22 protein-coding genes are annotated in these 21,165 nt (G+C 65.5%); 13 read left to right on the top strand and 9 right to left on the bottom strand.

All coding sequences use genetic code 11. The annotated features are described in order from the left end of the window. The 3 genes from ngg to ABFA30_RS11150 all read left to right on the top strand — a co-directional run bounded on the left by ngg (position 1) and on the right by ABFA30_RS11150 (position 3,336). Positions 1–1,743, top strand: a complete 1,743-nt coding sequence (gene ngg / locus ABFA30_RS11160; RefSeq protein WP_253167950.1) for an N-acetylglutaminylglutamine synthetase — start codon at positions 1–3, stop codon at positions 1,741–1,743. 125 nt (positions 1,744–1,868) lie between these two features. Beyond that, positions 1,869–3,053 (top strand): osmoprotectant NAGGN system M42 family peptidase, encoded by a 1,185-nt coding sequence (locus ABFA30_RS11155; RefSeq protein WP_410045426.1) that lies wholly within the window; start codon positions 1,869–1,871, stop codon positions 3,051–3,053. A 55-nt stretch (positions 3,054–3,108) separates the two neighbouring features. Beyond that, on the top strand, positions 3,109–3,336 hold the full coding sequence (locus ABFA30_RS11150) for a YheU family protein (protein ID WP_225788243.1): 228 nt from the start codon (positions 3,109–3,111) through the stop codon (positions 3,334–3,336). Positions 3,337–3,412: 76 nt separating this feature from the next. Here the strand turns inward: ABFA30_RS11150 and csrA are convergent, their stop codons facing one another. The 3 genes from csrA to ABFA30_RS11135 form a co-directional block, all read right to left on the bottom strand. Continuing rightward, positions 3,413–3,598, bottom strand: a complete 186-nt coding sequence (gene csrA / locus ABFA30_RS11145) for a carbon storage regulator CsrA (protein ID WP_225788244.1) — start codon at positions 3,596–3,598, stop codon at positions 3,413–3,415. Positions 3,599–3,726: 128 nt separating this feature from the next. Beyond that, positions 3,727–4,059: a YnfA family protein gene (locus tag ABFA30_RS11140; protein ID WP_225788245.1), complete on the bottom strand. Its 333-nt coding sequence runs from the start codon at positions 4,057–4,059 to the stop codon at positions 3,727–3,729. Positions 4,060–4,327: 268 nt separating this feature from the next. Beyond that, positions 4,328–5,140 carry an SDR family oxidoreductase gene (locus tag ABFA30_RS11135; RefSeq protein WP_253167952.1) on the bottom strand — a complete coding sequence of 271 codons (813 nt, stop codon included), beginning with the start codon at positions 5,138–5,140 and terminating at the stop codon, positions 4,328–4,330. Between the two features lie 211 nt (positions 5,141–5,351). On the opposite strand from ABFA30_RS11135, the gene ABFA30_RS11130 reads away from it, so the two are divergent. Further along, positions 5,352–5,504 carry a DUF3309 family protein gene (locus ABFA30_RS11130; protein ID WP_003252624.1) on the top strand — a complete coding sequence of 51 codons (153 nt, stop codon included), beginning with the start codon at positions 5,352–5,354 and terminating at the stop codon, positions 5,502–5,504. Positions 5,505–5,569: 65 nt separating this feature from the next. Here ABFA30_RS11130 and ABFA30_RS11125 read toward each other — a convergent pair whose 3' ends face one another. From ABFA30_RS11125 to ABFA30_RS11115, 3 genes are all read right to left on the bottom strand, one after another. Continuing rightward, entirely contained in the window at positions 5,570–7,234 is a 1,665-nt protein-coding gene (locus tag ABFA30_RS11125; RefSeq protein WP_225788247.1) for a cation acetate symporter, read from the bottom strand. Next, a complete protein-coding gene (locus ABFA30_RS11120) occupies positions 7,231–7,542 on the bottom strand; it encodes a DUF485 domain-containing protein (protein WP_225788248.1) in 312 nt (103 codons plus the stop codon). The genes ABFA30_RS11125 and ABFA30_RS11120 overlap by 4 nt, the downstream gene beginning before the upstream one ends. 322 nt (positions 7,543–7,864) lie before the next feature. Further along, the gene (locus tag ABFA30_RS11115) at positions 7,865–8,713 is read right to left on the bottom strand and encodes a glycine betaine ABC transporter substrate-binding protein (RefSeq protein ID WP_225788249.1); all 849 of its coding nucleotides are present in this window, start codon (positions 8,711–8,713) and stop codon (positions 7,865–7,867) included. 338 nt (positions 8,714–9,051) lie between these two features. Here ABFA30_RS11115 and ABFA30_RS11110 point away from each other — a divergent pair, with 338 nt between their 5' ends. Both ABFA30_RS11110 and ABFA30_RS11105 read left to right on the top strand, forming a co-directional pair. Beyond that, the gene (locus ABFA30_RS11110) at positions 9,052–10,350 is read left to right on the top strand and encodes a serine/threonine protein kinase (RefSeq protein ID WP_225788250.1); all 1,299 of its coding nucleotides are present in this window, start codon (positions 9,052–9,054) and stop codon (positions 10,348–10,350) included. Then, the gene (locus ABFA30_RS11105; protein ID WP_225788251.1) at positions 10,343–11,158 is read left to right on the top strand and encodes a VacJ family lipoprotein; all 816 of its coding nucleotides are present in this window, start codon (positions 10,343–10,345) and stop codon (positions 11,156–11,158) included. The genes ABFA30_RS11110 and ABFA30_RS11105 overlap by 8 nt, the downstream gene beginning before the upstream one ends. 35 nt (positions 11,159–11,193) lie before the next feature. On the opposite strand, the gene ABFA30_RS11100 is transcribed toward ABFA30_RS11105, so the two are convergent. Together ABFA30_RS11100 and ABFA30_RS11095 are read right to left on the bottom strand one after the other, a co-directional pair. After that, positions 11,194–12,357, bottom strand: coding sequence for a patatin-like phospholipase family protein (locus ABFA30_RS11100; protein WP_410045425.1), 1,164 nt, complete (start codon positions 12,355–12,357; stop codon positions 11,194–11,196). Between the two features lie 105 nt (positions 12,358–12,462). Then, positions 12,463–13,398, bottom strand: coding sequence for a lipid A biosynthesis lauroyl acyltransferase (locus ABFA30_RS11095; protein WP_225788253.1), 936 nt, complete (start codon positions 13,396–13,398; stop codon positions 12,463–12,465). 99 nt (positions 13,399–13,497) lie between these two features. Between ABFA30_RS11095 and minC the strand changes: the two genes are divergently transcribed. The 7 genes from minC (at position 13,498) to ABFA30_RS11060 (ending at position 20,104) form a co-directional block, all read left to right on the top strand. Continuing rightward, positions 13,498–14,256: a septum site-determining protein MinC gene (minC, locus tag ABFA30_RS11090; protein ID WP_225788254.1), complete on the top strand. Its 759-nt coding sequence runs from the start codon at positions 13,498–13,500 to the stop codon at positions 14,254–14,256. A gap of 95 nt (positions 14,257–14,351) precedes the next feature. Further along, complete coding sequence (gene minD, locus ABFA30_RS11085) at positions 14,352–15,164, top strand: septum site-determining protein MinD (protein ID WP_225788255.1); 813 nt, start codon at positions 14,352–14,354, stop codon at positions 15,162–15,164. A 3-nt stretch (positions 15,165–15,167) separates the two neighbouring features. Then, positions 15,168–15,422 carry a cell division topological specificity factor MinE gene (gene minE, locus ABFA30_RS11080; protein WP_021782476.1) on the top strand — a complete coding sequence of 85 codons (255 nt, stop codon included), beginning with the start codon at positions 15,168–15,170 and terminating at the stop codon, positions 15,420–15,422. Positions 15,423–15,565: 143 nt separating this feature from the next. After that, complete coding sequence (locus ABFA30_RS11075; RefSeq protein ID WP_225788256.1) at positions 15,566–16,201, top strand: RluA family pseudouridine synthase; 636 nt, start codon at positions 15,566–15,568, stop codon at positions 16,199–16,201. Between the two features lie 99 nt (positions 16,202–16,300). Continuing rightward, positions 16,301–17,590: a M18 family aminopeptidase gene (locus ABFA30_RS11070; RefSeq protein ID WP_253091410.1), complete on the top strand. Its 1,290-nt coding sequence runs from the start codon at positions 16,301–16,303 to the stop codon at positions 17,588–17,590. A 145-nt stretch (positions 17,591–17,735) separates the two neighbouring features. Further along, positions 17,736–17,900 carry a hypothetical protein gene (locus ABFA30_RS11065; protein WP_225788258.1) on the top strand — a complete coding sequence of 55 codons (165 nt, stop codon included), beginning with the start codon at positions 17,736–17,738 and terminating at the stop codon, positions 17,898–17,900. A 47-nt stretch (positions 17,901–17,947) separates the two neighbouring features. Next, a complete protein-coding gene (locus ABFA30_RS11060; protein ID WP_410045424.1) occupies positions 17,948–20,104 on the top strand; it encodes a mechanosensitive ion channel family protein in 2,157 nt (718 codons plus the stop codon). Positions 20,105–20,138: 34 nt separating this feature from the next. Here ABFA30_RS11060 and ABFA30_RS11055 read toward each other — a convergent pair whose 3' ends face one another. Beyond that, positions 20,139–20,852, bottom strand: a complete 714-nt coding sequence (locus ABFA30_RS11055; protein WP_225788260.1) for a UTRA domain-containing protein — start codon at positions 20,850–20,852, stop codon at positions 20,139–20,141. Positions 20,853–21,165: the final 313 nt, after the last annotated feature.

Raw genomic sequence — 21,165 nt, 5'->3', positions numbered from 1 at the left:
ATGAAAGCCCATACTGCCTACGGTCAGCGCCTGCTTCGCGGGCAAGCCCCTTCGTACGAGCGCCTGCAGGCGCGCCTGGCCGGCGACGGCAGCGAACCCCACGACCAGCCGCGTGCCGTGCACTGCGGCTGGGGCCGCCTGCTGATCGGCCACACCTACCCTGACTCGGCCGTGCTCGCCGAGGCGCTGCTCGACGAACGCCCTGGCGAGCGCGACATCGCCTTGTACGTGGCCGCCCCCCAGCAGGTGCTGGCCCAAGCCCCACAGCAACTGTTCCTCGACCCGTCGGACACCCTGCGCCTGTGGTTCACCGACTACCGCCCGGCGCAACGGGTGTTCCGCGGCTTTCGTATCCGCCGGGCGCAGGCCGAGGCCGACTGGCAGGCGATCAACGCCCTGTACCAGGCTCGCGGCATGCTGCCGGTCGACCCCGAGCTGCTCACCCCGCGTCACCTCGGCGGGCCGGTGTACTGGCTGGCCGAGGACGAAGACACCGGTGCGGTGATCGGCAGTGTCATGGGGCTGAACCACGACAAAGCCTTCGACGACCCGGAGCATGGCTGCAGCCTGTGGTGCCTGGCGGTCGACCCGCAGTGCAGCCGCCCGGGCGTCGGCGAGGTGCTGGTACGCCACCTGATCGAGCACTTCATGAGCCGCGGCCTTGCCTACCTCGACCTGTCGGTGCTGCACGACAACCGCCAGGCCAAGCGCCTGTACCAGAAGCTGGGGTTTCGCAACCTGCCGACCTTCGCCGTCAAGCGCAAGAACGGCATCAACCAGCAGCTGTTCCTCGGCCCCGGCCCCGAGGCCGAACTCAACCCCTATGCCCGGATCATCGTCGACGAAGCCTTCCGCCGGGGCATCGAGGTGCAGGTGGACGATGCCGCCGCCGGCCTGTTCACCCTGAGCCTCGGCGGGCGCCGGGTCCGGTGCAGGGAATCGTTGAGTGACCTGACCAGCGCCGTGAGCATGACCCTCTGCCAGGACAAGCGCCTGACCCAGCACGCCCTGCAGGCCGCCGGCCTGCAGGTGCCGGTGCAACAGCTGGCGGGCAATGCCGACGACAACCTGGCCTTTCTCGAAGAACACCACGCAGTGGTGGTCAAGCCAGTGGATGGCGAGCAAGGCCAGGGCGTGGCAGTCGACCTGCGCAGCCATGAGGAGGTCAGCCAGGCCATCGAGCAGGCTCGCCGCTTCGACAGCCGCGTGCTGCTGGAGAGCTACCACCCGGGGCTGGACCTGCGCATCGTGGTGATCGGCTTCGAAGTGGTCGCCGCGGCGATCCGCCATCCGGCCCAGGTGATCGGCGACGGCAAGCACAGCATCGGCGCGCTGATCGAAGCCCAGAGCCGTCGGCGCCAGGCTGCCACCGGTGGCGAGAGCCGTATCCCGGTGGACGAGGAAACCGAGCGCACCCTGCGCGCCGTGGGCCTTGACTATACGAGCGTGTTACCGGCCGGCCAGCGCCTGGCCGTGCGCCGCACCGCCAACCTGCACACCGGCGGCACCCTGGAGGACGTCACCGAGCGCCTGCACCCAGTGCTGGCCGATGCCGCGGTACGCGCCGCCCGTGCCCTGGACATCCCAGTGGTGGGCCTCGACCTGATGGTGCGCGACGCCAGCCAGCCGGACTACGTGATCATCGAGGCCAACGAACGGGTCGGCCTGGCCAACCACGAACCGCAACCTACCGCCGAACGCTTCGTCGACCTGCTGTTCCCGCACAGCCGGCCGCTGGCCTGACGCACGCTTGCAGGAGCAGCCTTCGTGGGAGCGGCCCTTTCGCGACACAAGGCCGCTCCCACGAAGTGCCCCCTCCACAGGCGTCAGCCATGCATCACCCAGCCCATGCCAACAGAGGAATGGACATGCCGGACCGACATCCCGAACCCGACCTGGACTACCTGAAGAAAGTCCTCCTGGAGATGCTCGCCATCCCCAGCCCTACCGGCTTCACCGACACCATCGTGCGCTATGTGGCCGAACGCCTGGACGAGATGGGCATCCCCTTCGAGCTGACCCGCCGGGGCACCATCCGTGCCACCGTCAAGGGCCGGCAGAGTTCGCCCGACCGCGCCGTCTCGGCGCACCTGGACACCATCGGCGCCAGCGTGCGCCAACTGCTCGACAACGGCCGCCTGGCCCTGGCGCCGGTAGGCTGCTGGTCCAGCCGCTTCGCCGAAGGCAGCCGGGTCAGTGTGTTCACCGACACCGGCGTGTACCGGGGCAGCGTGCTGCCGCTGATGGCCAGCGGGCATGCCTTCAACACCGCCATCGACCAGATGCCGATCAGTTGGGAGCACGTGGAAGTGCGCCTGGACGCCTACTGCACCACCCGCGCCGACTGCGAGGCGCTGGGCCTCGCCATCGGCGACTTCGTCGCCTTCGACCCGCTGCCAGAGTTCACCGAGAGCGGCCACATCAGTGCCCGACACCTGGACGACAAGGCCGGCGTGGCGGCGCTGCTGGCGGCGCTCAAGGCCGTTGTGGAGAGCGGCCGCCAGCCGCTGATCGACTGCCACCCGCTGTTCACCATCACCGAGGAGACCGGCTCCGGCGCCGCCGCGGCGCTGCCCTGGGACGTCAGCGAATTCGTCGGCATCGACATCGCCCCGGTGGCACCGGGCCAGGCCTCCAGCGAGCATGCGGTGAGCGTGGCCATGCAGGACTCCTCCGGGCCCTACGACTATCACCTGTCGCGCCATCTGCTCAAGCTCGCCGCCGACCAGGACCTGCCGGTGCGCCGCGACCTGTTCCGCTACTACTTCAGCGATGCCCACTCGGCGGTGACTGCTGGCCACGACATCCGCACCGCCCTGGTGGCCTTCGGTTGCGACGCCACCCACGGCTACGAGCGTACCCACATCGACAGCCTGGCAGCGCTCAGCCGCCTGCTGACCGGCTACCTGCTCAGCCCGCCGGTGTTCGCCAGCGACTCGCAACCGGCCAATGCCTCCCTCGAGCGCTTCAGCCACCAGTTGGAACACGACGCGCAGATGGAAAGCGATACCCGGGTCCCGGCGGTGGACAGCCTGCTGGGCAACAAAAGCTGATGTCCCGGCGGGTTTGGCGTAGCATGGCGGCATTCATGAACGAACCCTGCCCGCCATGCTGATCCCCTACGACCAACTGCAAGCCGAAACCCTGACCCGCCTGATCGAGGACTTCGTCACCCGCGACGGCACCGACAACGGTGACGACACGCCGCTGGAAACCCGCGTGCTGCGGGTACGCCAGGCCCTGGCCAAGGGGCAGGCATTCATCCTGTTCGACCCCGAGAGCCAGCAGTGCCAACTGCTGGCCCGGCATGAGGTGCCGCGGGAGTGGCTTGAGTAGCGGGGAAGCGGTTGGCTTGCTCAATACGGTCAGTCAAGACTTCGAGTTGCCATTTGGGGCCGCGAATAGCCCCCTGTCAGCCATCAGCCTGCCGCTCGGCCTTCTCCTTGATGCGCCTGTAGACCTCCGCCCGATGCACCTGGACCTGGCGCGGCGCACTGATGCCGAAACGCACCACACCGCCATCGATCGCCATGATCTTGAGCTGGATGTCGTCACCGATGTTGATGACCTGCCCGACTTCGCGCCCTATAACCAGCATGATCCGATCCTCCACCCCAAGGGAAAATCGGAGACTGCATCGGGTACATTCGGCCACTCAACACTTCACCCATTAAATAGACGCAGCCTACGCAGACGGGTAACTATCCCTACAGAAATCGCCTGGTTTCAGCCCTGTTGCAGCCGTGGCCCGAACACGATGATGGTCGCCCCGACGACGCACAGCAGTGCGCCGATCCAGTCGCTGCCCAGTGGCCGCGCCCGCTCCACCAGCGCCAGCCAGAGCAGCGAGGAGACGATGTAGATACCGCCATAGGCGGCGTAGGCCCGACCGGCATAGGCGGCCTCGACGCGGGTGAGGATCAGCCCGAACAAGGTCAGGCTGACCAGCGCCGGCAGCAGCCACCAGGCACTCTTGCCCAGCCGCAGCCACAGGTAGAAGGCATAGCAGCCGGCGATCTCGAACATCGCCGCCAGGAAGAACCACAGGTAATTGATCACGCCAGGCACCCTTGCCAGTCCAAAGCGGCGCACAGCATACCTGATCGAGCGCCCTGGCCAGAGGGTCCGGTTCGCGCAAGGTACGCTCCAGCACCGGTCAGTCAGGGTCCTTGGGGCTGCGTTGCAGCCCATCGCGGGCAAGCCCGCTCCCACAGGGATAGCGCTGATCTGAAGAATGGCCCACCTCCCTGGGAGCCTGATCTGAAGAATGCCCCACATCCCCTGTGGGGCTTGCCGGCGATGGGCCGCACAGCGGCCCCAAGATACATCAGGTACCACTACGCCCCTTGGCCCGCATCTTCGCCGCCATGTCGGCCATCTCGTCATACAGCCGCGCCGGCGCCTGGCGCTTCAACTCCCAGGCCTGGCGCCCAGCCTCATGGGGCAGGATGAGAAACACCCCAGCGGCCACCTGGGCATGGATGTAGTCGGCGATCTCGGCGGCGCTGATCGGCGAACCCTCCAGCAGCTTGCCGACCTGGGCCTTCATGGCCGGGTTCGGCCCACGGAAGGAGTCGAGCAGGTTGGTCTGGAAGAACGATGGGCACACCACATGCACCGCCACGTCCAACGCGCGCAACTCGACCAGCAGGCTCTCCGAGAGGGCCAGCACGCCGGCCTTGGCCACGTTGTAGTTGCTCATCCCCGGCCCCTGCATCAGCGCAGCCATGGAGGCGATGTTGACGATCCGCCCCTTGCTGCGCTCGAGCAGCGACAGGAAAGCCTTGCAGCCCTTGACCACGCCCATCAGGTTGACCGCGATCTGCCAGTCCCAGTCCTCCAGGGACAGCTCGGCGAAGAAACCGCCCGAGGCCACCCCGGCGTTGTTGACGATCACGTCGATGCCGCCGAACTGCTCCTCGCAGGCCTGGGCCAGGGCGGTGAGCTGGCTGTAGTCGCGCACGTCGCAACGCTGGGCGAAACCGTCGCCACCGGCCTCGCGGACCAATTCGAGGGTCTGGCGCAGCCCGGCCTCGTTGACGTCTGCCAGCGCCAGGCGCCAGCCATCGCGGGCCCAGCGCAGGGCAATCTCGCGGCCGAGGCCGGAGCCGGCTCCGGTGATCATGATGCGGTCGTGCATGGTGGCAAGCCTTGTGCTGACAGGTGATGGAGGGAGTCTATACAAGGCCTGGCGTGCAGGGCGCTGCTATCAGGCTGGTGAATGCAGGAGCATGGCTGCAGAGCAGCCCCAACTGACCGCAAATGGAATCTTTAGCCATCGCCCCCAGTCGGAATTATCAAGAGGCCAGCATTCCGAGGCCCTTGACCCTCAACCACGCAAGGACTCCGCCATGACCACGATCCTCATCATCATCCTGATCCTGCTGTTGATTGGTGGCTTACCGGTCTTTCCTCACTCGCGCAGTTGGGGCTATGGCCCCTCCGGCATCATCGGCGTGGTGCTGGTGATCCTGCTGGTGCTGTTGTTGCTGGGCATGATCTAGAAAAGAAAAAGCCGCAAGCCAGTGCACCAGGCACTCGCTTGCGGCTTGCCGTCAGGCCTGCGCTATCAGTGGGAGACGGCGCCGGAGGCCCCCAGGCCAGTCTGCGAACGCACGAACTGCGGGAAGAACAGCGCACGCTCTTCGTCGGCGGCCTTGGACTTGTCGGTGACCGAGAAGAACCAGATGCCGATGAAGGCGATGATCATGGAGAACAGCGCCGGGTACTCGTACGGGTAGATCGCCTTCTCGTGGCCGAGGATCTGCACCCAGATGGTCGGGCCGAGGACCATCAGGCCCACCGCGCTGACCAGGCCCATCCAGCCGCCGATCATGGCGCCACGGGTGGTCAGTTTCTTCCAGTACATCGAGAGCAGCAGCACCGGGAAGTTGCAGCTGGCAGCGATGGAGAAGGCCAGACCGACCATGAAGGCGATGTTCTGGTTCTCGAACAGGATGCCCAGGCCGATCGCCAGCACGCCCAGGGCGATGGTGGTGATCTTCGACACGCGGATCTCGTCCTTGTCGTTGGCCTTGCCCTTGCGCCAGACGCTGGCGTACAGGTCATGGGACACCGCCGAGGCACCGGCCAGGGTCAGGCCCGCGACCACCGCCAGGATAGTGGCGAAGGCCACCGCCGAGATGAAGCCGAGGAACACGCTGCCACCCACGGCGTTGGCCAGGTGCACCGCTGCCATGTTGTTACCGCCGATCAGGGCGCCGGCGGCGTCCTTGAAGTCCGGGTTGGTGCTGACCAGCAGGATCGCGCCGAAGCCGATGATGAAGGTCAGGATGTAGAAGTAGCCGATGAAGCCAGTGGCGTAGAGCACGCTCTTGCGCGCTTCCTTGGCGTCGCTGACGGTGAAGAAGCGCATCAGGATGTGCGGCAGGCCGGCGGTACCGAACATCAGCGCCAGGCCCAGGGAGAACGCCGAGATCGGGTCCTTGACCAGGCCGCCCGGGCTCATGATCGCCTCACCCTTGGCGTGCACCTTGATCGCTTCGGAGAACAGGGTGTTGAAGTCGAAGCCCACGTGCTTCATCACCATCAGCGCCATGAAGCTGGCACCGGAGAGCAGCAGCACGGCTTTGATGATCTGTACCCAGGTGGTGGCCAGCATGCCGCCGAACAGCACGTACAGGCACATCAGGATACCCACCAGGATCACCGCGACGTGGTAGTCCAGGCCGAACAGCAGCTGGATCAGCTTGCCGGCACCGACCATCTGGGCGATCAGGTAGAACGCTACCACCACCAGCGAGCCAGAGGCCGACAGGGTGCGGATCTCCTTCTGCCCAAGGCGGTACGAGGCCACGTCGGCGAAGGTGTACTTGCCCAGGTTGCGCAGGCGCTCGGCGATCAGGAAGAGGATGATCGGCCAGCCGACCAGGAAGCCGATCGAGTAGATCAGGCCGTCGTAGCCGGAGGTGAACACCAGGGCGGAAATCCCCAGGAAGGAGGCCGCCGACATGTAGTCGCCGGCGATCGCCAGGCCGTTCTGGAAGCCCGTGATACGGCCGCCGGCGGCATAATAGTCGGACGCCGACTTGTTACGTTTGGAGGCCCAGTAGGTAATCCCCAGGGTGAAGCAGACGAAAGCCAGGAACATGACGATCGCCGAGACGTTGAGCGGCTGCTTGTGCACCTCGCCGGTCAGGGCGTCGGCGGCCCACACGGCGGGTGCGAAGGCACCGAAGGCCAGCACGGCCAAGGCTTTGGTTTGGCGGATCATTGCTGCGCCTCCTTGAGGATTTCCTTGTTCAGCTCATCGAACTCGCCATTGGCGCGACGCACGTAGATGGCGGTGAGGATGAATGCCGAGACGATCAGGCCGACGCCCAGGGGGATACCCCAGGTGATCGACGAGCCGACACTGAGCTTGGCGCCCAGTACCTGCGGACCGTAGGCGATGAGGAGGATGAAGGCGCAATACAGGCCGAGCATGATCGCCGAGAGGATCCAGGCGAAACGCTCGCGCTTGGTGACAAGTTCCTTGAAGCGCGGACTGTTCTGTATCGATTGGTAGATGCTGTCGTTCATTGTTTTTGTCCTAGCAGCAACACAAATAAGGGAGAACCCGCCCTTACTTTATGCTGCCGATGGACACCAACCAGACGACCTTAGTCTTAGATGAGAAACTGTTTTGCAGGATCGGTAACAACCTGGGGGCCAGAGCAAGGCCCAAGGTCGGCCAGGTAGGGCTTTGTCATGCCGGGGCCGCTTCGCGCCCCATCGCCGGCAAGCCGGCTCCCACATGGCCCCTGCAAACCGCATCATATGTGGTCGACTCGGTCCCTGTGGGAGCCGGCTTGCCGGCGATGGGGCGCGAAGCGGCCCTGGATGATCGCTCAATACCAGCCGATCACTTGCCGGTCCACGCCTTCACCCGCTCCGGGTGCTTGGCCACCCAGTCCTTGGCCGCCGCCTCGGGCTTGGCGCCTTCCTGGATCGCCAGCATCACCTCGCCGATCTCGTCCTTGGACTGCCAGTGGAAGTTCTTGAGGAACTCGACCACTTCCGGTGCCTTGCTCGCCAATTCCTTGCTGCCGATGCTGTTGACCGTCTCGGCAGCGCCATACACGCCCTGTGGGTCTTCGAGGAACTTGAGCTTCCACTTGGCGAACATCCAGTGCGGCACCCAGCCGGTCACGGCGATGGACTGCTGCTTGGCATAGGCACGCCCGAGCTCGGCGGTCATCGCCGCACCGGAGCTGGCCTGCAGCTTGTAGCCGTCCAGGGCGTAGTCCTTGATCGCCTGGTCGGTCTTGAGCATCACGCCGGAGCCGGCGTCGATGCCGACGATCTTGTGCTTGAAGCTGTCATCGGTCTTGAGGTCGCCGATACTGGCGGCCTTGACGTACTCGGGCACGATCAGGCCGATCTTGGCATCCGTGAAGTTGGGGCCGTAGTCGACCACCTTGTCCTTGTTCTTGGCCCAGTATTCGCCGTGGGTCACCGGCAGCCAGGCCGACAGCATGGCATCGAGCTTGCCGGTGGCCACGCCCTGCCACATGATGCCGGTGGCGACGGGCTTGAGGTCCACGTCATAACCGAGTTTCTGCTTGATCACTTCGGCGGCCACGAAGGTGGTCGCCACGCTGTCGGACCAACCATCCACGTAACCTATGCTCACTTGCTTGGCCATCGCCTGCGCAGCGCTCATGGCCAATACCAGGGCTGTCCCCACGCCCAGGAAACGTCGCATTTTCATCAAAGCATCCCCTCGTCAGGTCTCGGAAACTGCATCATCAACCTGCCACACGAGGCGACCTGCTCTGTCAGCGACCTTCACCGAACAGTAAGCGACAGCATTTCGCCATTAACGCCAGATCGCCCCGCCAGCCTGCGCGATCCTTGCATGCCTGCGGCCCGCTGCCCAGGCAAAATCATCACTTTGCGCTATGTTCCACAGAACGAGCATTGCCGCGCCGTAGACCTTCGCGGCAACATCTGGTGCAACAAATGGCGGGGCGATGGGCAACTTTGCCCTGTTCGTTGCGGTCCTAGGCTCGTCATCGCTTCGCCTTGCCGATCTCTTTGGGGGAATTCATGTTTCGACCCTTGCGCCTCGCCGCCCTGCTCGGCGGCCTGCTCCTGGCTGCGGCCGCCTCGGCGCGGGATATCGACGCCGCCAGCTACGGCTACCCCTTGACCAACCCGTTCGAGGCAACCATCGCCACCACGCCGCCGGACCAACGCCCTACCCTGCCCAGCGACGAGGACATCACCCAGGCCGACTACAGCCTGAACCTGCGCCCGGAGCGAACCTTCAACCTACCGGCCAACTTCTGGCCGGTGAAAAAGCTCAAGTACCGCCTGGCCCGCCAGGACCGCGAGGCGCCGCTGATCTTCATCATCGCCGGCACCGGCGCGCCCTACACCAGCACCATCAACGAATACCTGAAGAAGCTGTTCTACCAGGCCGGCTACCACGTGGTGCAATTGTCGTCGCCCACCAGCTGGGACTTCATGAGCGCCGCCTCGCGCTTCGCCACCCCTGGCGTCAGCAGCGAGGATGCCGAGGACCTGTACCGGGTCATGCAGGCCGTGCGTGCCCAGCATCCGCGCCTGCCGGTCAGCGATTTCAACCTCACCGGCTACAGCCTCGGCGCCCTCGACGCCGCCTTCGTCAGCCACCTGGACGAAACCCGGCGCAGCTTCAACTTCAAGCGTGTGCTGCTGCTCAACCCACCGGTCAACCTGTACACCTCGGTCAGCAACCTGGACAAGCTGGTGCAGACGCGGGTCAGGGGCATCGACCGCAGCACCACCTTCTACGAGCTGATGCTGGAAAAGCTCACGCTCTACTTCCAGGAAAAGGGCTACATCGACCTCAACGAAGCCTTGCTCTACGACTTCCAGAAGTCCCGCCAACACCTGTCCAACGAACAGATGGCCATGCTGATCGGCACCTCGTTCCGTTTCTCGGCGGCCGACATCGCCTTCACCTCCGACCTGATCAACCGTCGTGGGCTGATCACCCCGCCGAAGTACCCGATCACCGAGGGCAGCAGCCTCACGCCGTTCTTCAAGCGTGCCTTGCAGTGTGATTTCGAGTGCTACATGACCGAGCAGGTGATCCCCATGTGGCGCGCCCGCACCGACGGCGGCAGCATCCTGCAACTGATCGACCAGGCCAGCCTCTACGCCCTGGAGGACTACCTGCGCCAGAGCACGAAGATCGCCGTGATGCACAACGCCGACGATGTCATCCTCGGCCCCGGCGACATCGGCTTTCTGCGCAGGGTGTTCGGCGATCGCCTGACCCTGTACCCCCATGGCGGCCATTGCGGCAACCTCAACTACCGCGTCAACAGCGACGCCATGCTGGAGTTCTTCCGTGGTTAACAAACTGCTGCTCGTCACCGCCCTGTTCGCCGCCGGCAATGCCCTGGCGGCGGAGACCGCGCCACGGACCAGCGTGGTCGAGGCCGACCCGATCGACACACCGGCCGTGGAAACCGACGGCTTCCTCGATCCACTGCGCGAGCTGAAGTTCAACCCCGGGCTCGACCAGCGCGAGTTCGAGCGCTCGACCCTGACCGCACTGAACGTCTATGACCCGCTGGAGTCGATGAACCGGCGCATCTACCACTTCAACTACCGCTTCGACCAGTGGGTGATGCTGCCGGTGGTGGACGGCTACCGCTATGTCACCCCGCGCTTCGTGCGCACGGGGGTGAGCAACTTCTTCAACAACCTGGGCGACGTGCCCAACCTGTTCAACAGCCTGCTGCAGCTCAAGGGCAAGCGCTCGGCGGAAATCACCGCACGGCTGATGTTCAACACCATCATCGGCGTCGGCGGGCTATGGGACCCGGCCACGAAGATGGGCCTGCCACGGCAGAGCGAGGACTTCGGCCAGACCCTGGGCTTCTATGGCGTCCCCAACGGACCGTACATCATGCTGCCGATCCTCGGGCCGTCGAACCTGCGCGATACCGCCGGGCTGGTGGTGGACTACGTGGGCGAGCAGGAGGCCAACTTCCTCAATGTGGCCGAGGCCAGCAGCGACCACCCGGAGATCACCGTGTTGCGCGCAGTGGACAAGCGCTACACGACCAACTTCCGCTATGGGCAGCTCAACTCGCCGTTCGAGTACGAGAAGGTGCGGTACGTGTATACCCAGGCGAGGAAGCTGCAGATCGCCGAGTAAGGCGCCGCCCTGTTCGCCTGGGGCGTGAAGCGGCCTCAAGGCCGCTGGCCCGGCAGCCCCAGGAACTGGCACAGCTCCCGTCGCTTGGCCAGGGCATCCTTGCGCCCCAGTTCGATCAATTCGCTGCAATAGCTGGCCTCGAACAGCAGGTAGCTGAGCACCCCTGCCCCGCTGGTACGGGTCGCGCCCGGCCCACGCAGGAACAGGCGCAACGCCGCCGGCAGCTCGCGCCGATGCCGCGCGGCGATCTCGTCCAGCGGCTGGCTGGGCGCCACCACCAGCACCTCGATCGGCGCCAGCCCCAGGCGTCGGGCGTCGAGGTGGGCCGGCAACAGGTGGCTCAGGTGGTTCAGGCGCTGGAGCAGCTCGATATCGTCCTCCAGGCTGTCGATGAAGGTGCTGTTGAGCATGTGCCCACCGATCTGCGCCAGGCTCGGTTGCTGGCCGCTGAAGACCCGCTGGGTCGGCAAGGGAGGCGCGGGCCGCTGTGGGTTGCCGCTGACCCCGACCACCAGCACGCGGCTGGCGCCCAGGTGCAGCGCCGGGCTGATCGGTGCCGACTGGCGCACCGCACCGTCGCCGAAGTACTCGTCGCCGAGCTTGACCGGGGCGAACAGCAGCGGGATCGCCGCGCTGGCCAGCAGGTGCTCGATGGTCAGGGCCGTCGGCAGGCCGATACGCCGGTGGCGCAGCCAGGGCTCGATGGCGCCACGGCCCTGGTAGAACGTCACCGCCTGGCCGGACTCGTAGCCAAACGCGGTGATGGCGACAGCCCGCAGTTGCCCGGCGGCCAGGGCATGGGTGATGCCGTCCAGGTCCAGGTGCGACTGCAGCAGCGAGCGCAGCGGGCTGCTGTCGAGCAGGGCCACCGGCACCTGGCCCCCCAGGCCCAGCAGGTTGTGGCTGACGAAGCGGCTGGCCTGGCGGATCACCCCGGGCCAGTCGCTGCGCAGCACCAGGTGGCTGCGAAAGTGCTGCCAGAAGGCGGTGAGCCGCTGAACCGCCTCAGTGAAACGGGTGGCGCCACTGGCCAGGGTCACGGCATTGATGGCACCTGCCGAGGTGCCGACGATCACCGGGAAGGGGTTGGCCGCACCGGCTGGCAGCAGCTCGGCGATGCCGGCCAGCACACCGACCTGGTAGGCGGCGCGGGCACCGCCGCCGGAGAGAATCAGGCCGGTGGTGGGGGGTGAAGCCATCGAATGCCTCCCTGGTGGGGTGTCAGTACCGAAGCCAGTCAGCCATGACGCTCAACTGCCATTTAGGGCCGCTTCGCGCCCCATCGCCGGCGCAGGCCACGCATCTCAACGCTTCTTCTTGTCATACAGCCGCGCCTCCCCTGGCGGTCGCGACTTGAAGCGCCGGTGCGCCCACAGGTACTGCTCGGGGCACTCGCGCAGCACGCTTTCGACCCATTGGTTGATCCGCAGGCAATCGGCCTCTTCGCTCTCGCCGGGGAAGTCCGCCAGCGGCGGGTGGATCACCAGGCGGTAGCCGCTGCCGTCTTCCAGGCGCTTCTGGGTGAAGGGAATCACCCGAGCCTTGCCCAGGCGGGCGAACTTGGTGGTGGCGGTGACCGTCGCTGCCGGAATGCCGAACAACGGCACGAACAGGCTCTGCTTGGCGCCGTAGTCCTGGTCCGGGGCGTACCAGATCGCCCGGCCGGCGCGCAGCAGCTTGAGCATGCCGCGTACGTCCTCGCGCTCCACCGCCAGGGAGTCGAGGTTATGGCGCTCGCGGCCGCTGCGCTGGATGTAGTCGAACACCGGGTTGCCATGCTCGCGGTACATGCCGTCGATGGTATGGGCCTGACCCAGGAGCGCGGCGCCGATCTCCAGGGTGGTGAAGTGCACGGCCATGAGGATCGCGCCCTGCCCTTCGCGCTGGGCATCCTGCAAGTGCTCCAGCCCTTCGATGTGGGCCAGGCGTGCCAGCCTGGCCTTGGGCCACCACCAGCTCATGGCCATCTCGAAGAAGGCGATGCCGGTGGAGGCGAAGTTTTCCTTCAGCAAACGCTGCCGTTCGTCGCCGGACAGTTCAGGAAAACACAGCTCCAGGTTGCGGGCGGCGATACGCCGACGCTCGCCGGCCACCCGGTACATCAGCGCGCCCAGGGCACGGCCGAGCCACAGCAGGGCGCGGTACGGCAACTGGGCCACCAGCCACAGCAGGCCGAGCCCCAGCCACAGGCCCCAGAATCGCGGGTGAAGGAAAGAGGGACGAAAACGCGGGCGTTCCATTGAAGCTTCCGGAAAGACAAAGGTGGGCATTCTACATCGGTTGCGGCCAACGGGTCTTATCGCTATAAGTCAGGGCACTTTTTCCGCAACAAGCCGTCTATGCAGACCATGAGCCTCAACCAGACACCCGATATCGCCTCCGTGTTCCAGCTCAAGGGCAGCATGCTTGCCATCACCGTGCTGGAACTCGCGCGCAACGACCTCGAAGCCCTCGACCTGCAACTGGCGGCGAAAGTGGCCCAGGCCCCCAATTTCTTCAGCAACACGCCGCTGGTGCTGGCCCTGGACAAGCTGCCGGCCGGCGAAGGGGCGATCGACCTGCCCGGGCTGATGCGCATCTGTCGCCATCACGGCCTGCGCACCCTGGCGATCCGCGCCAACCGCATCGAGGACATCGCCGCGGCGATCGCCATCGACCTGCCGGTGCTGCCGCCTTCCGGTGCCCGCGAGCGGCCGCTGGAGCCCGAACCCGAGGTGAAGAAGCCCGAGCCCGCGCCAGCCCCCCCGGCAGCGCCGGAACCCGAGGTGCGCCCCACGCGCATCATCACCTCGCCAGTGCGCGGCGGCCAGCAGATCTACGCCCAGGGCGGCGACCTGGTGGTGACCGCTTCGGTCAGCCCGGGTGCGGAACTTCTCGCCGATGGCAACATCCATGTGTACGGCGCCATGCGTGGCCGCGCCCTGGCCGGCATCAAGGGCAATACCCGGGCGCGTATCTTCTGCCAGCAGATGACTGCGGAACTGGTGTCCATCGCCGGCCAGTACAAGGTCTGCGAAGACCTGCGCCGCGACCCGTTGTGGGGGGCCGGCGTGCAGGTCAGCCTGTCTGGCGATGTGTTGAACATCACCCGTCTTTAACGGATACTGCCGCCATTTTTAGCGCAACTTTTTTGCTGTTGCCGTTTTTCGTATTTGCAGGGACTCGCGTCCCGTTTATTTAGGGGTGAAACACCTTGGCCAAGATTCTCGTGGTTACTTCCGGCAAGGGGGGCGTGGGCAAGACCACCACCAGCGCCGCTATCGGTACCGGCCTCGCACTGCGTGGCTACAAGACAGTCATCGTCGACTTCGACGTCGGCCTGCGTAACCTCGACCTGATCATGGGCTGCGAGCGCCGCGTGGTGTACGACTTCGTCAACGTCGTCAACGGCGAGGCCAACCTGCAGCAAGCCCTGATCAAGGACAAGCGCCTGGAGAACCTCTACGTCCTGGCCGCCAGCCAGACCCGCGACAAGGACGCGCTGACCCAGGAAGGCGTCGAGAAGGTCCTGATGGAACTGAAGGAAACCTTCGACTACGTGATTTGCGACTCCCCGGCAGGTATCGAGAAAGGCGCCCACCTGGCCATGTACTTCGCCGACGAAGCGATCGTCGTGACCAACCCGGAAGTTTCCTCGGTACGCGACTCCGACCGCATGCTGGGCATCCTCTCGAGCAAGTCGCGCCGCTCCGAGAACGGCGAGGAGCCGATCAAGGAACACCTGTTGATCACCCGTTACCACCCCGAGCGCGTCAGCAAGGGCGAGATGCTCAGCATCGCCGATGTCGAGGAGATCCTGGCCATCAAGCTCAAGGGCGTGATCCCCGAATCCCAGGCCGTACTCAAGGCCTCCAACCAGGGCATCCCGGTCATCCTGGATGACCAGAGCGATGCCGGCCAGGCGTATAGCGACACGGTCGACCGTCTGCTGGGTAAAGAGAAGCCACTGCGGTTCATCGATGTGCAGAAGCAAGGATTCTTCGCGCGCCTGTTTGGAGGCAAATAAACCATGAACCTTTTTGACTTCTTTCGTGGCAGACAGAAACAGAGCAGCGCGTCGGTAGCGAAAGAGCGTCTACAGATCATCGTGGCGCACGAGCGAGGCCAGCGCAGCGAGCCGGACTACCTGCCAGCCCTGCAAAAAGAACTGCTCGAAGTGATCCGCAAGTATGTGAACATCGGCAACGACGACGTGCACATCGAGCTGGAGAACCAGGGCAGTTGCTCGATCCTCGAGCTGAACATCACCCTGCCCGACCGCTGATCCAGCGATTCCGGGCACACCGCGATCCCTGTGGGAGCGGCCTTGTGCCGCGAACGGGCCGGTACCGGCGCCATCCTCCACGGCGCCTACCGGCCCGTTCGTGGGCAAGCCCGCTCCCACAGTGCTTTAGAGAACCTGCGACAATGCCGCTGTCGAACATCCAGATCCTCCACGAGGACGCCGCCATCCTGGTGGTCAACAAGCCGACCCTGCTGCTGTCGGTGCCGGGCCGTGCCGAGGACAACAAGGACTGCCTGATCACCCGCCTGCAGGAGAACGGCTACCCCGACGCCCTGATCGTCCACCGCCTGGACTGGGAGACATCCGGGATCATCCTGCTGGCCCGCGATGCCGACAGCCATCGCGAGCTGTCGCGCCAGTTCCACGACCGCGAGACCGAGAAAGCCTACACCGCCCTGTGCTGGGGGCAGCCGGCGCTGGACAGTGGCAGCATCGACCTGCCCCTGCGCTACGACCCGCCGACCAAGCCGCGCCATGTGGTGGATCACGAGCAGGGCAAGCATGCCCTGACCTTCTGGCGCATCCTCGAGCGCTGCGGCGACCATTGCCGGGTCGAGCTGACCCCGATCACCGGGCGCTCGCACCAGTTGCGCGTGCACATGCTGTCGATCGGGCACCCGTTGCTGGGCGACCGTCTGTATGCCAACCCCGAGGCTTTGGCGGCTCATGAGCGGCTGTGCCTGCATGCGAGCATGCTGGGCTTTACCCACCCGGTTTCCGGTGAACGATTGAAATTCGAGTGCCCGGCACCTTTTTAAGCTGCAAGAAAAAGCCAGAGCGGATCGCGTTGGTGCTTGCTCCGGTGGGCGCTCTTGCTTGAAGCTTGAAGCTTGCAGCTCGATTTGTTGGAGTGAGTTATGCGCGATTCCCTGAATGCCGGCCTGATCGATTTCCTCAAGGCCTCCCCCACGCCCTTCCATGCCACCGCGAGCCTCGCCCTGCGCCTGGAGGCCGCTGGTTACCAGCGCCTGGACGAGCGTGACAGCTGGGCCACGGTGCCCGGCGGGCGCTATTACGTGACCCGCAACGACTCCTCGATCATCGCCATCAAGCTCGGCAAGCATTCACCGCTGCTGGGTGGCATCCGCATGGTCGGCGCCCACACCGACAGCCCGTGCCTGCGGGTCAAGCCACAACCCGAGCTGCAGCGCCAGGGTTTCCTGCAACTGGGCGTGGAAGTCTATGGGGGTGCACTGCTGGCGCCTTGGTTCGACCGCGACCTGTCGCTGGCCGGGCGGGTCACCTTCCGCCGCGATGGCAAGGTCGAGAGCCAGTTGGTGGACTTCAAGCTGCCGATCGCGATCATTCCCAACCTGGCCATCCACCTCAACCGTACCGCCAACGAAGGCTGGGCGATCAACCCGCAGCACGAACTGCCGCCGATCCTCGCCCAGGTCGCCGGCGACGAGCGGGTCGATTTCCGCGCCCTGCTCACCGAGCAACTGGCCCGCGAGCACCAGCTCAACGCCGATGTGGTGCTGGACTACGAGCTGAGCTTCTACGACACCCAGGACGCCGCACTGGTCGGCCTGAACGGCGACTTCATCGCCGGTGCCCGCCTGGACAACCTGCTGTCGTGCTACGCCGGCCTGCAGGCGCTGCTGGCCGCCGACAGCGACGAGTCCTGCGTGCTGGTGTGCAACGACCATGAGGAAGTCGGCTCGTGCTCGGCCTGCGGCGCCGACGGCCCGATGCTCGAGCAGACCCTGCAGCGCCTGCTGCCGGACGGCGACGACTACGTACGCACCATCCAGCGCTCGCTGCTGGTCTCGGCCGACAACGCCCATGGCGTGCACCCCAACTACGCCGACAAGCACGACGGCAACCATGGGCCCAAGCTCAACGCCGGGCCGGTGATCAAGGTCAACACCAACCAGCGCTACGCCACCAACAGCGAGACCGCGGGCTTCTTCCGCCACCTGTGCATGGCCGAAGAGGTACCGGTGCAGAGCTTCGTGGTGCGCAGCGACATGGGCTGCGGCTCGACCATCGGCCCGATCACCGCCAGCCACCTGGGCGTGCGCACGGTCGACATCGGCCTGCCGACCTTCGCCATGCACTCGATCCGCGAGCTGTGCGGCAGCCACGACCTGGCGCACCTGGTGAAGGTGCTGACGGCGTTCTACCGTAGCCGCGAGTTGCCCTGAAGCATCACGGTGCCTGGGCTGGCCTGCCCGCAAACAGGCCAGCCCAGGCCGCACAGCAGCCTCCTACCTGCCCTCGATCAATCCTCCCGGCAAGCCAAACCGCTATGCTTAGGACATGGCCCCCCATACAGAAGGATCCCTGTCCATGTCGCCGTTCCTTTCCCTGTTCCTGCCGGTCTTCGCTGGCCTGCTTCTGCTGACCATCGGCTTCAGCCTGCGCGAGCGCAACATCGGCGTGCTGATGATGTGGATCGGCACCCTCGGCATGATCGGCATCATGTGCTGGAAGATCCTCGAGAAACTGGCCTGAGAAACCTCTACACTCGGGCAATCGTTTGACCTGAGGTAGATTTCCCGGTGCCTGCCCTCCTGCGTTGCCTGACCCTGCTGCTGTTCCTGTTCATCGCCCCGGTGCAGGCCGCTGGCCTGCCCGGTCTGCTCGGCTCTAGCGCGCCAGCGCAGCCCGAAGCCACCGAGCCGCTGGGCAAGTCGCTGGACGAGGTGATCAAGACCCTGGAGAACGACCAGCAGCGGACCAAGCTGCTGAGCGACCTGAAGAAGCTGCGCGACGCCACCCGGCAATCGCAACCGCCCGCCGAACAGGGCGTGCTCGGGTTGATCGGCGGCGCCCTGCATGACCTGGAAAAACAGTTCAGCGGCGATGCCAGCCCATTCCGCCGCTGGTCCCGGGAGATCGACCAGGCCCAGTCGGAACTGACCGCGCTGGTGGTGCCGGTACACCAATGGCCGACGATCCTGTTCGGCTTCGCCGCGATCATCGCGGTGTGGAGCCTGCTGGCCTACCTGTTCAACTGGATCGGCCACCGGGTGCGCCTGCGCTTCGGCCTGACCGAGGAACTGCCGCAACACCCGCGCACCTGGGACCTGGTGCGCTTCGCCCTGCGCAAGCTCGGGCCATGGCTGGTGGCCCTGGTGTTCACCGTGTACTTGAGCTTCGCCCTGCCGCCGTCACTCGGCAAGTCGCTGGCCATGGTCCTGGCCTATGCCCTGGTGGTCGGCACCTGCTTCTCGGCGATCTGCGTGATCGCCTTCTCCCTGCTGGACGGCCCGCACCGCCACCGTGCCTTGTACATCCTGCGCCGCCAGGCGTTCCGCCCCTTGTGGCTGATCGGTAGCTTCGCCGCCTTCGGCGAGGCGATGAGCGACCCGCGCATGACTACCGCGCTGGGCAGCCACCTGGCACATTCCCTGGCGACCCTGGCCAACGTCCTGGCGGCGCTGTGCACCGGGCTGTTCATCCTGCGCTTCCGCCGGCCGATCGCCCACCTGATCCGCAACCAGCCCCTGTCCCGGCGCCTGACCCGTCGCACCCTCAGCGATACCATCGAGATCCTCGGCAGCTTCTGGTTCGTGCCGGCGCTGATCCTGGTGGCCATCTCGCTGTTCGCCACCTTCGTCTCCGCCGGCGACACCAGCACGGCCCTGCGCCAGTCGCTGATGTGCACGGTGCTGGTGGTGGTGTGCATGGTGCTCAACGGCCTGGTGCGCCGCCAGGCCAACAATCCCAAGCGGGCCAGCCGGCGCCAGGCAGTGTATGCCGAGCGCCTGCGCAACTTCGGTTATGCCCTGGTGCACCTGTTCATCTGGCTGGTGTTCATCGAGCTGGGCCTGCGGGTCTGGGGCCTGTCGATGATCGACTTCGCCGAGGGCGAGGGGCATGAGGTCAGCCTGCGCCTGTTGGGCCTGGCCGGTACGCTGATCGTCGCCTGGCTGGTGTGGATCCTCGCCGACACCGCCGTGCACCATGCCCTGGTGCGGTCGCGCCGGGGCATGGCCAATGCCCGGGCGCAAACGATGATGCCGCTGATCCGCAACGTGATGTTCGTGGCCATTTTCATCATCGCGGTGATCGTCGCCCTGGCCAACATGGGCATGAACGTCACGCCCCTGCTCGCCGGTGCCGGCGTCATCGGCCTGGCCATCGGCTTCGGTGCGCAGTCGCTGGTGGCCGACCTGATCACCGGCCTGTTCATCATCATCGAAGACTCCCTGGCCATCGACGACTACGTGGACGTCGGCGGCCACCTGGGTACCGTCGAAGGCCTGACCATCCGCACCGTGCGCCTGCGAGACATCGACGGCATCGTGCACACCATTCCGTTCAGCGAGATCAAGAGCATCAAGAACTACTCGCGGGAGTTCGGCTACGCCATCTTCCGCGTGGCCATCCCCCACAGCATGAACATCGACCAGGCCATCACGCTGATTCGCGACGTGGGGCAGAAACTGCGCAACGACCCGCTGATGCGCCGCAACATCTGGTCGCCGCTGGAGCTGCAGGGGGTGGAGAGCTTCGAGTCAGGGTCGGCGATCCTGCGAGCGCGGTTCAAGACCGCACCGATCAAGCAGTGGGAAGTGTCGCGGGCGTTCAACCTGGCGCTCAAGCGGCAGTTGGACGAGGCCGGGCTGGACCTGGCGACGCCGCGCTTGTCGGTGCAGGTGGTGACGGCCGGCGGCGGCGCAATGAGCGAGGCCGCAGGTGCTGGCAGCTAGGGCCGCTTCGCCCCCTCGCCGGCAAGGCAGTTCCCTACCCCGCCTGCGCCCGGATGCGGATCGCATCATGTCGCCAATACTCCAGGTCGCAATCGATCAGGTGCCCATGCTGGTCACTGTTGACCCGGGTGATATGCAACCCCGGGCTGCCGACCGACACTTTCAAGGCACTGGCCGCCGCCACCGGCAGGGCCGTCGGCAGGATCTCGAAGCACACCTGGCCATAGGCGATGCCGTACGCCCGGCCATAGATCTCGGTCAGCGACTGGCTCAGGTCCTGTTCAAGAATCCCGGGGAAGTAGCGCGGGTCGAGATAGTGCTCGGCATACAGCACCGCCCGCCCATCGATGCGCCGCAGCCGGCAGATGCGCACCACGCTGGACAACGCTGGCAGGCGCAATCGCGCGCAGATGGCCGCCGAAGCCGGCTGCAGGCGCGCTGACAACAGCTCGGTGCTCGGCACCCGCCCCTGGTCGCGGACCATGGCGTGGAAGTGGCTGCGTTCGATCAGGTCGTAGGTCAGCCGCTGCGGGGCGACGAACCAGCCCCGCCGCTCCTCGCGATAGATCAGGCCCTGGGCCTCCAGTTGCACCAACGCCTCACGCAGGGTGATGCGGGTGGTGTCGAACACCTCGCTGAGCTTGCGTTCGGCCGGCAGCTTGCCGCCTGGCGCCAGCAGGCCGTGTTCGATCTGCTCCTGCAAGGCATGGCAGATGGCTGTTACCGCGCGCGGTGGCGTCGACTGCATCGATGGTTACCTATCTGGACTAGTCCAGCCCCAGAACAGGGCAGTTGGAGAATAGTGCAAGCCTAGGCACGGCCGATGAACATCCTGTGACAAAGGCATCCCCAAGCCCCTTGCCAGAACCGAACCAGGCCTTGGGAATCAAGGCCTTCGATCTGGTCTACGCTGTAGTTCCAAGGTCGCTGGCATACCGGGCCAGCGAGGCGCTTACATCAAACTGTCACGCAACGGGCCTACCTTGGCTCAAGGTTTGCTGACCTAGACCAAAGGTTCGCACGCAAGGTTTTCTCCCTGACGACTGCAAGGCCCCCACCAA

It is taken from the genome of Pseudomonas sp. HLMP (assembly GCF_046365545.1).
Classification (GTDB): Bacteria; Pseudomonadota; Gammaproteobacteria; order Pseudomonadales; family Pseudomonadaceae; genus Aquipseudomonas; species Aquipseudomonas guariconensis_B.
The sequence above is the reverse complement of the archived record's forward strand: the minus strand, read 5'-3'. Positions and strand labels throughout refer to the sequence as shown.

Coding starts and splice junctions, on each gene's coding strand:
- ngg (WP_253167950.1), top strand. CDS start 1: ATGAAAGCCCATACTGCCTACGGTCAGCGCCTGCTTCGCGGGCAAGCC.
- ABFA30_RS11155 (WP_410045426.1), top strand. CDS start 1,869: ATGCCGGACCGACATCCCGAACCCGACCTGGACTACCTGAAGAAAGTC.
- ABFA30_RS11150 (WP_225788243.1), top strand. CDS start 3,109: ATGCTGATCCCCTACGACCAACTGCAAGCCGAAACCCTGACCCGCCTG.
- csrA (WP_225788244.1), bottom strand. CDS start 3,598: ATGCTGGTTATAGGGCGCGAAGTCGGGCAGGTCATCAACATCGGTGAC.
- ABFA30_RS11135 (WP_253167952.1), bottom strand. CDS start 5,140: ATGCACGACCGCATCATGATCACCGGAGCCGGCTCCGGCCTCGGCCGC.
- ABFA30_RS11130 (WP_003252624.1), top strand. CDS start 5,352: ATGACCACGATCCTCATCATCATCCTGATCCTGCTGTTGATTGGTGGC.
- ABFA30_RS11125 (WP_225788247.1), bottom strand. CDS start 7,234: ATGATCCGCCAAACCAAAGCCTTGGCCGTGCTGGCCTTCGGTGCCTTC.
- ABFA30_RS11120 (WP_225788248.1), bottom strand. CDS start 7,542: ATGAACGACAGCATCTACCAATCGATACAGAACAGTCCGCGCTTCAAG.
- ABFA30_RS11115 (WP_225788249.1), bottom strand. CDS start 8,713: ATGAAAATGCGACGTTTCCTGGGCGTGGGGACAGCCCTGGTATTGGCC.
- ABFA30_RS11110 (WP_225788250.1), top strand. CDS start 9,052: ATGTTTCGACCCTTGCGCCTCGCCGCCCTGCTCGGCGGCCTGCTCCTG.
- ABFA30_RS11100 (WP_410045425.1), bottom strand. CDS start 12,357: ATGGCTTCACCCCCCACCACCGGCCTGATTCTCTCCGGCGGCGGTGCC.
- ABFA30_RS11095 (WP_225788253.1), bottom strand. CDS start 13,398: ATGGAACGCCCGCGTTTTCGTCCCTCTTTCCTTCACCCGCGATTCTGG.
- minC (WP_225788254.1), top strand. CDS start 13,498: ATGCAGACCATGAGCCTCAACCAGACACCCGATATCGCCTCCGTGTTC.
- minE (WP_021782476.1), top strand. CDS start 15,168: ATGAACCTTTTTGACTTCTTTCGTGGCAGACAGAAACAGAGCAGCGCG.
- ABFA30_RS11075 (WP_225788256.1), top strand. CDS start 15,566: ATGCCGCTGTCGAACATCCAGATCCTCCACGAGGACGCCGCCATCCTG.
- ABFA30_RS11070 (WP_253091410.1), top strand. CDS start 16,301: ATGCGCGATTCCCTGAATGCCGGCCTGATCGATTTCCTCAAGGCCTCC.
- ABFA30_RS11065 (WP_225788258.1), top strand. CDS start 17,736: ATGTCGCCGTTCCTTTCCCTGTTCCTGCCGGTCTTCGCTGGCCTGCTT.
- ABFA30_RS11055 (WP_225788260.1), bottom strand. CDS start 20,852: ATGCAGTCGACGCCACCGCGCGCGGTAACAGCCATCTGCCATGCCTTG.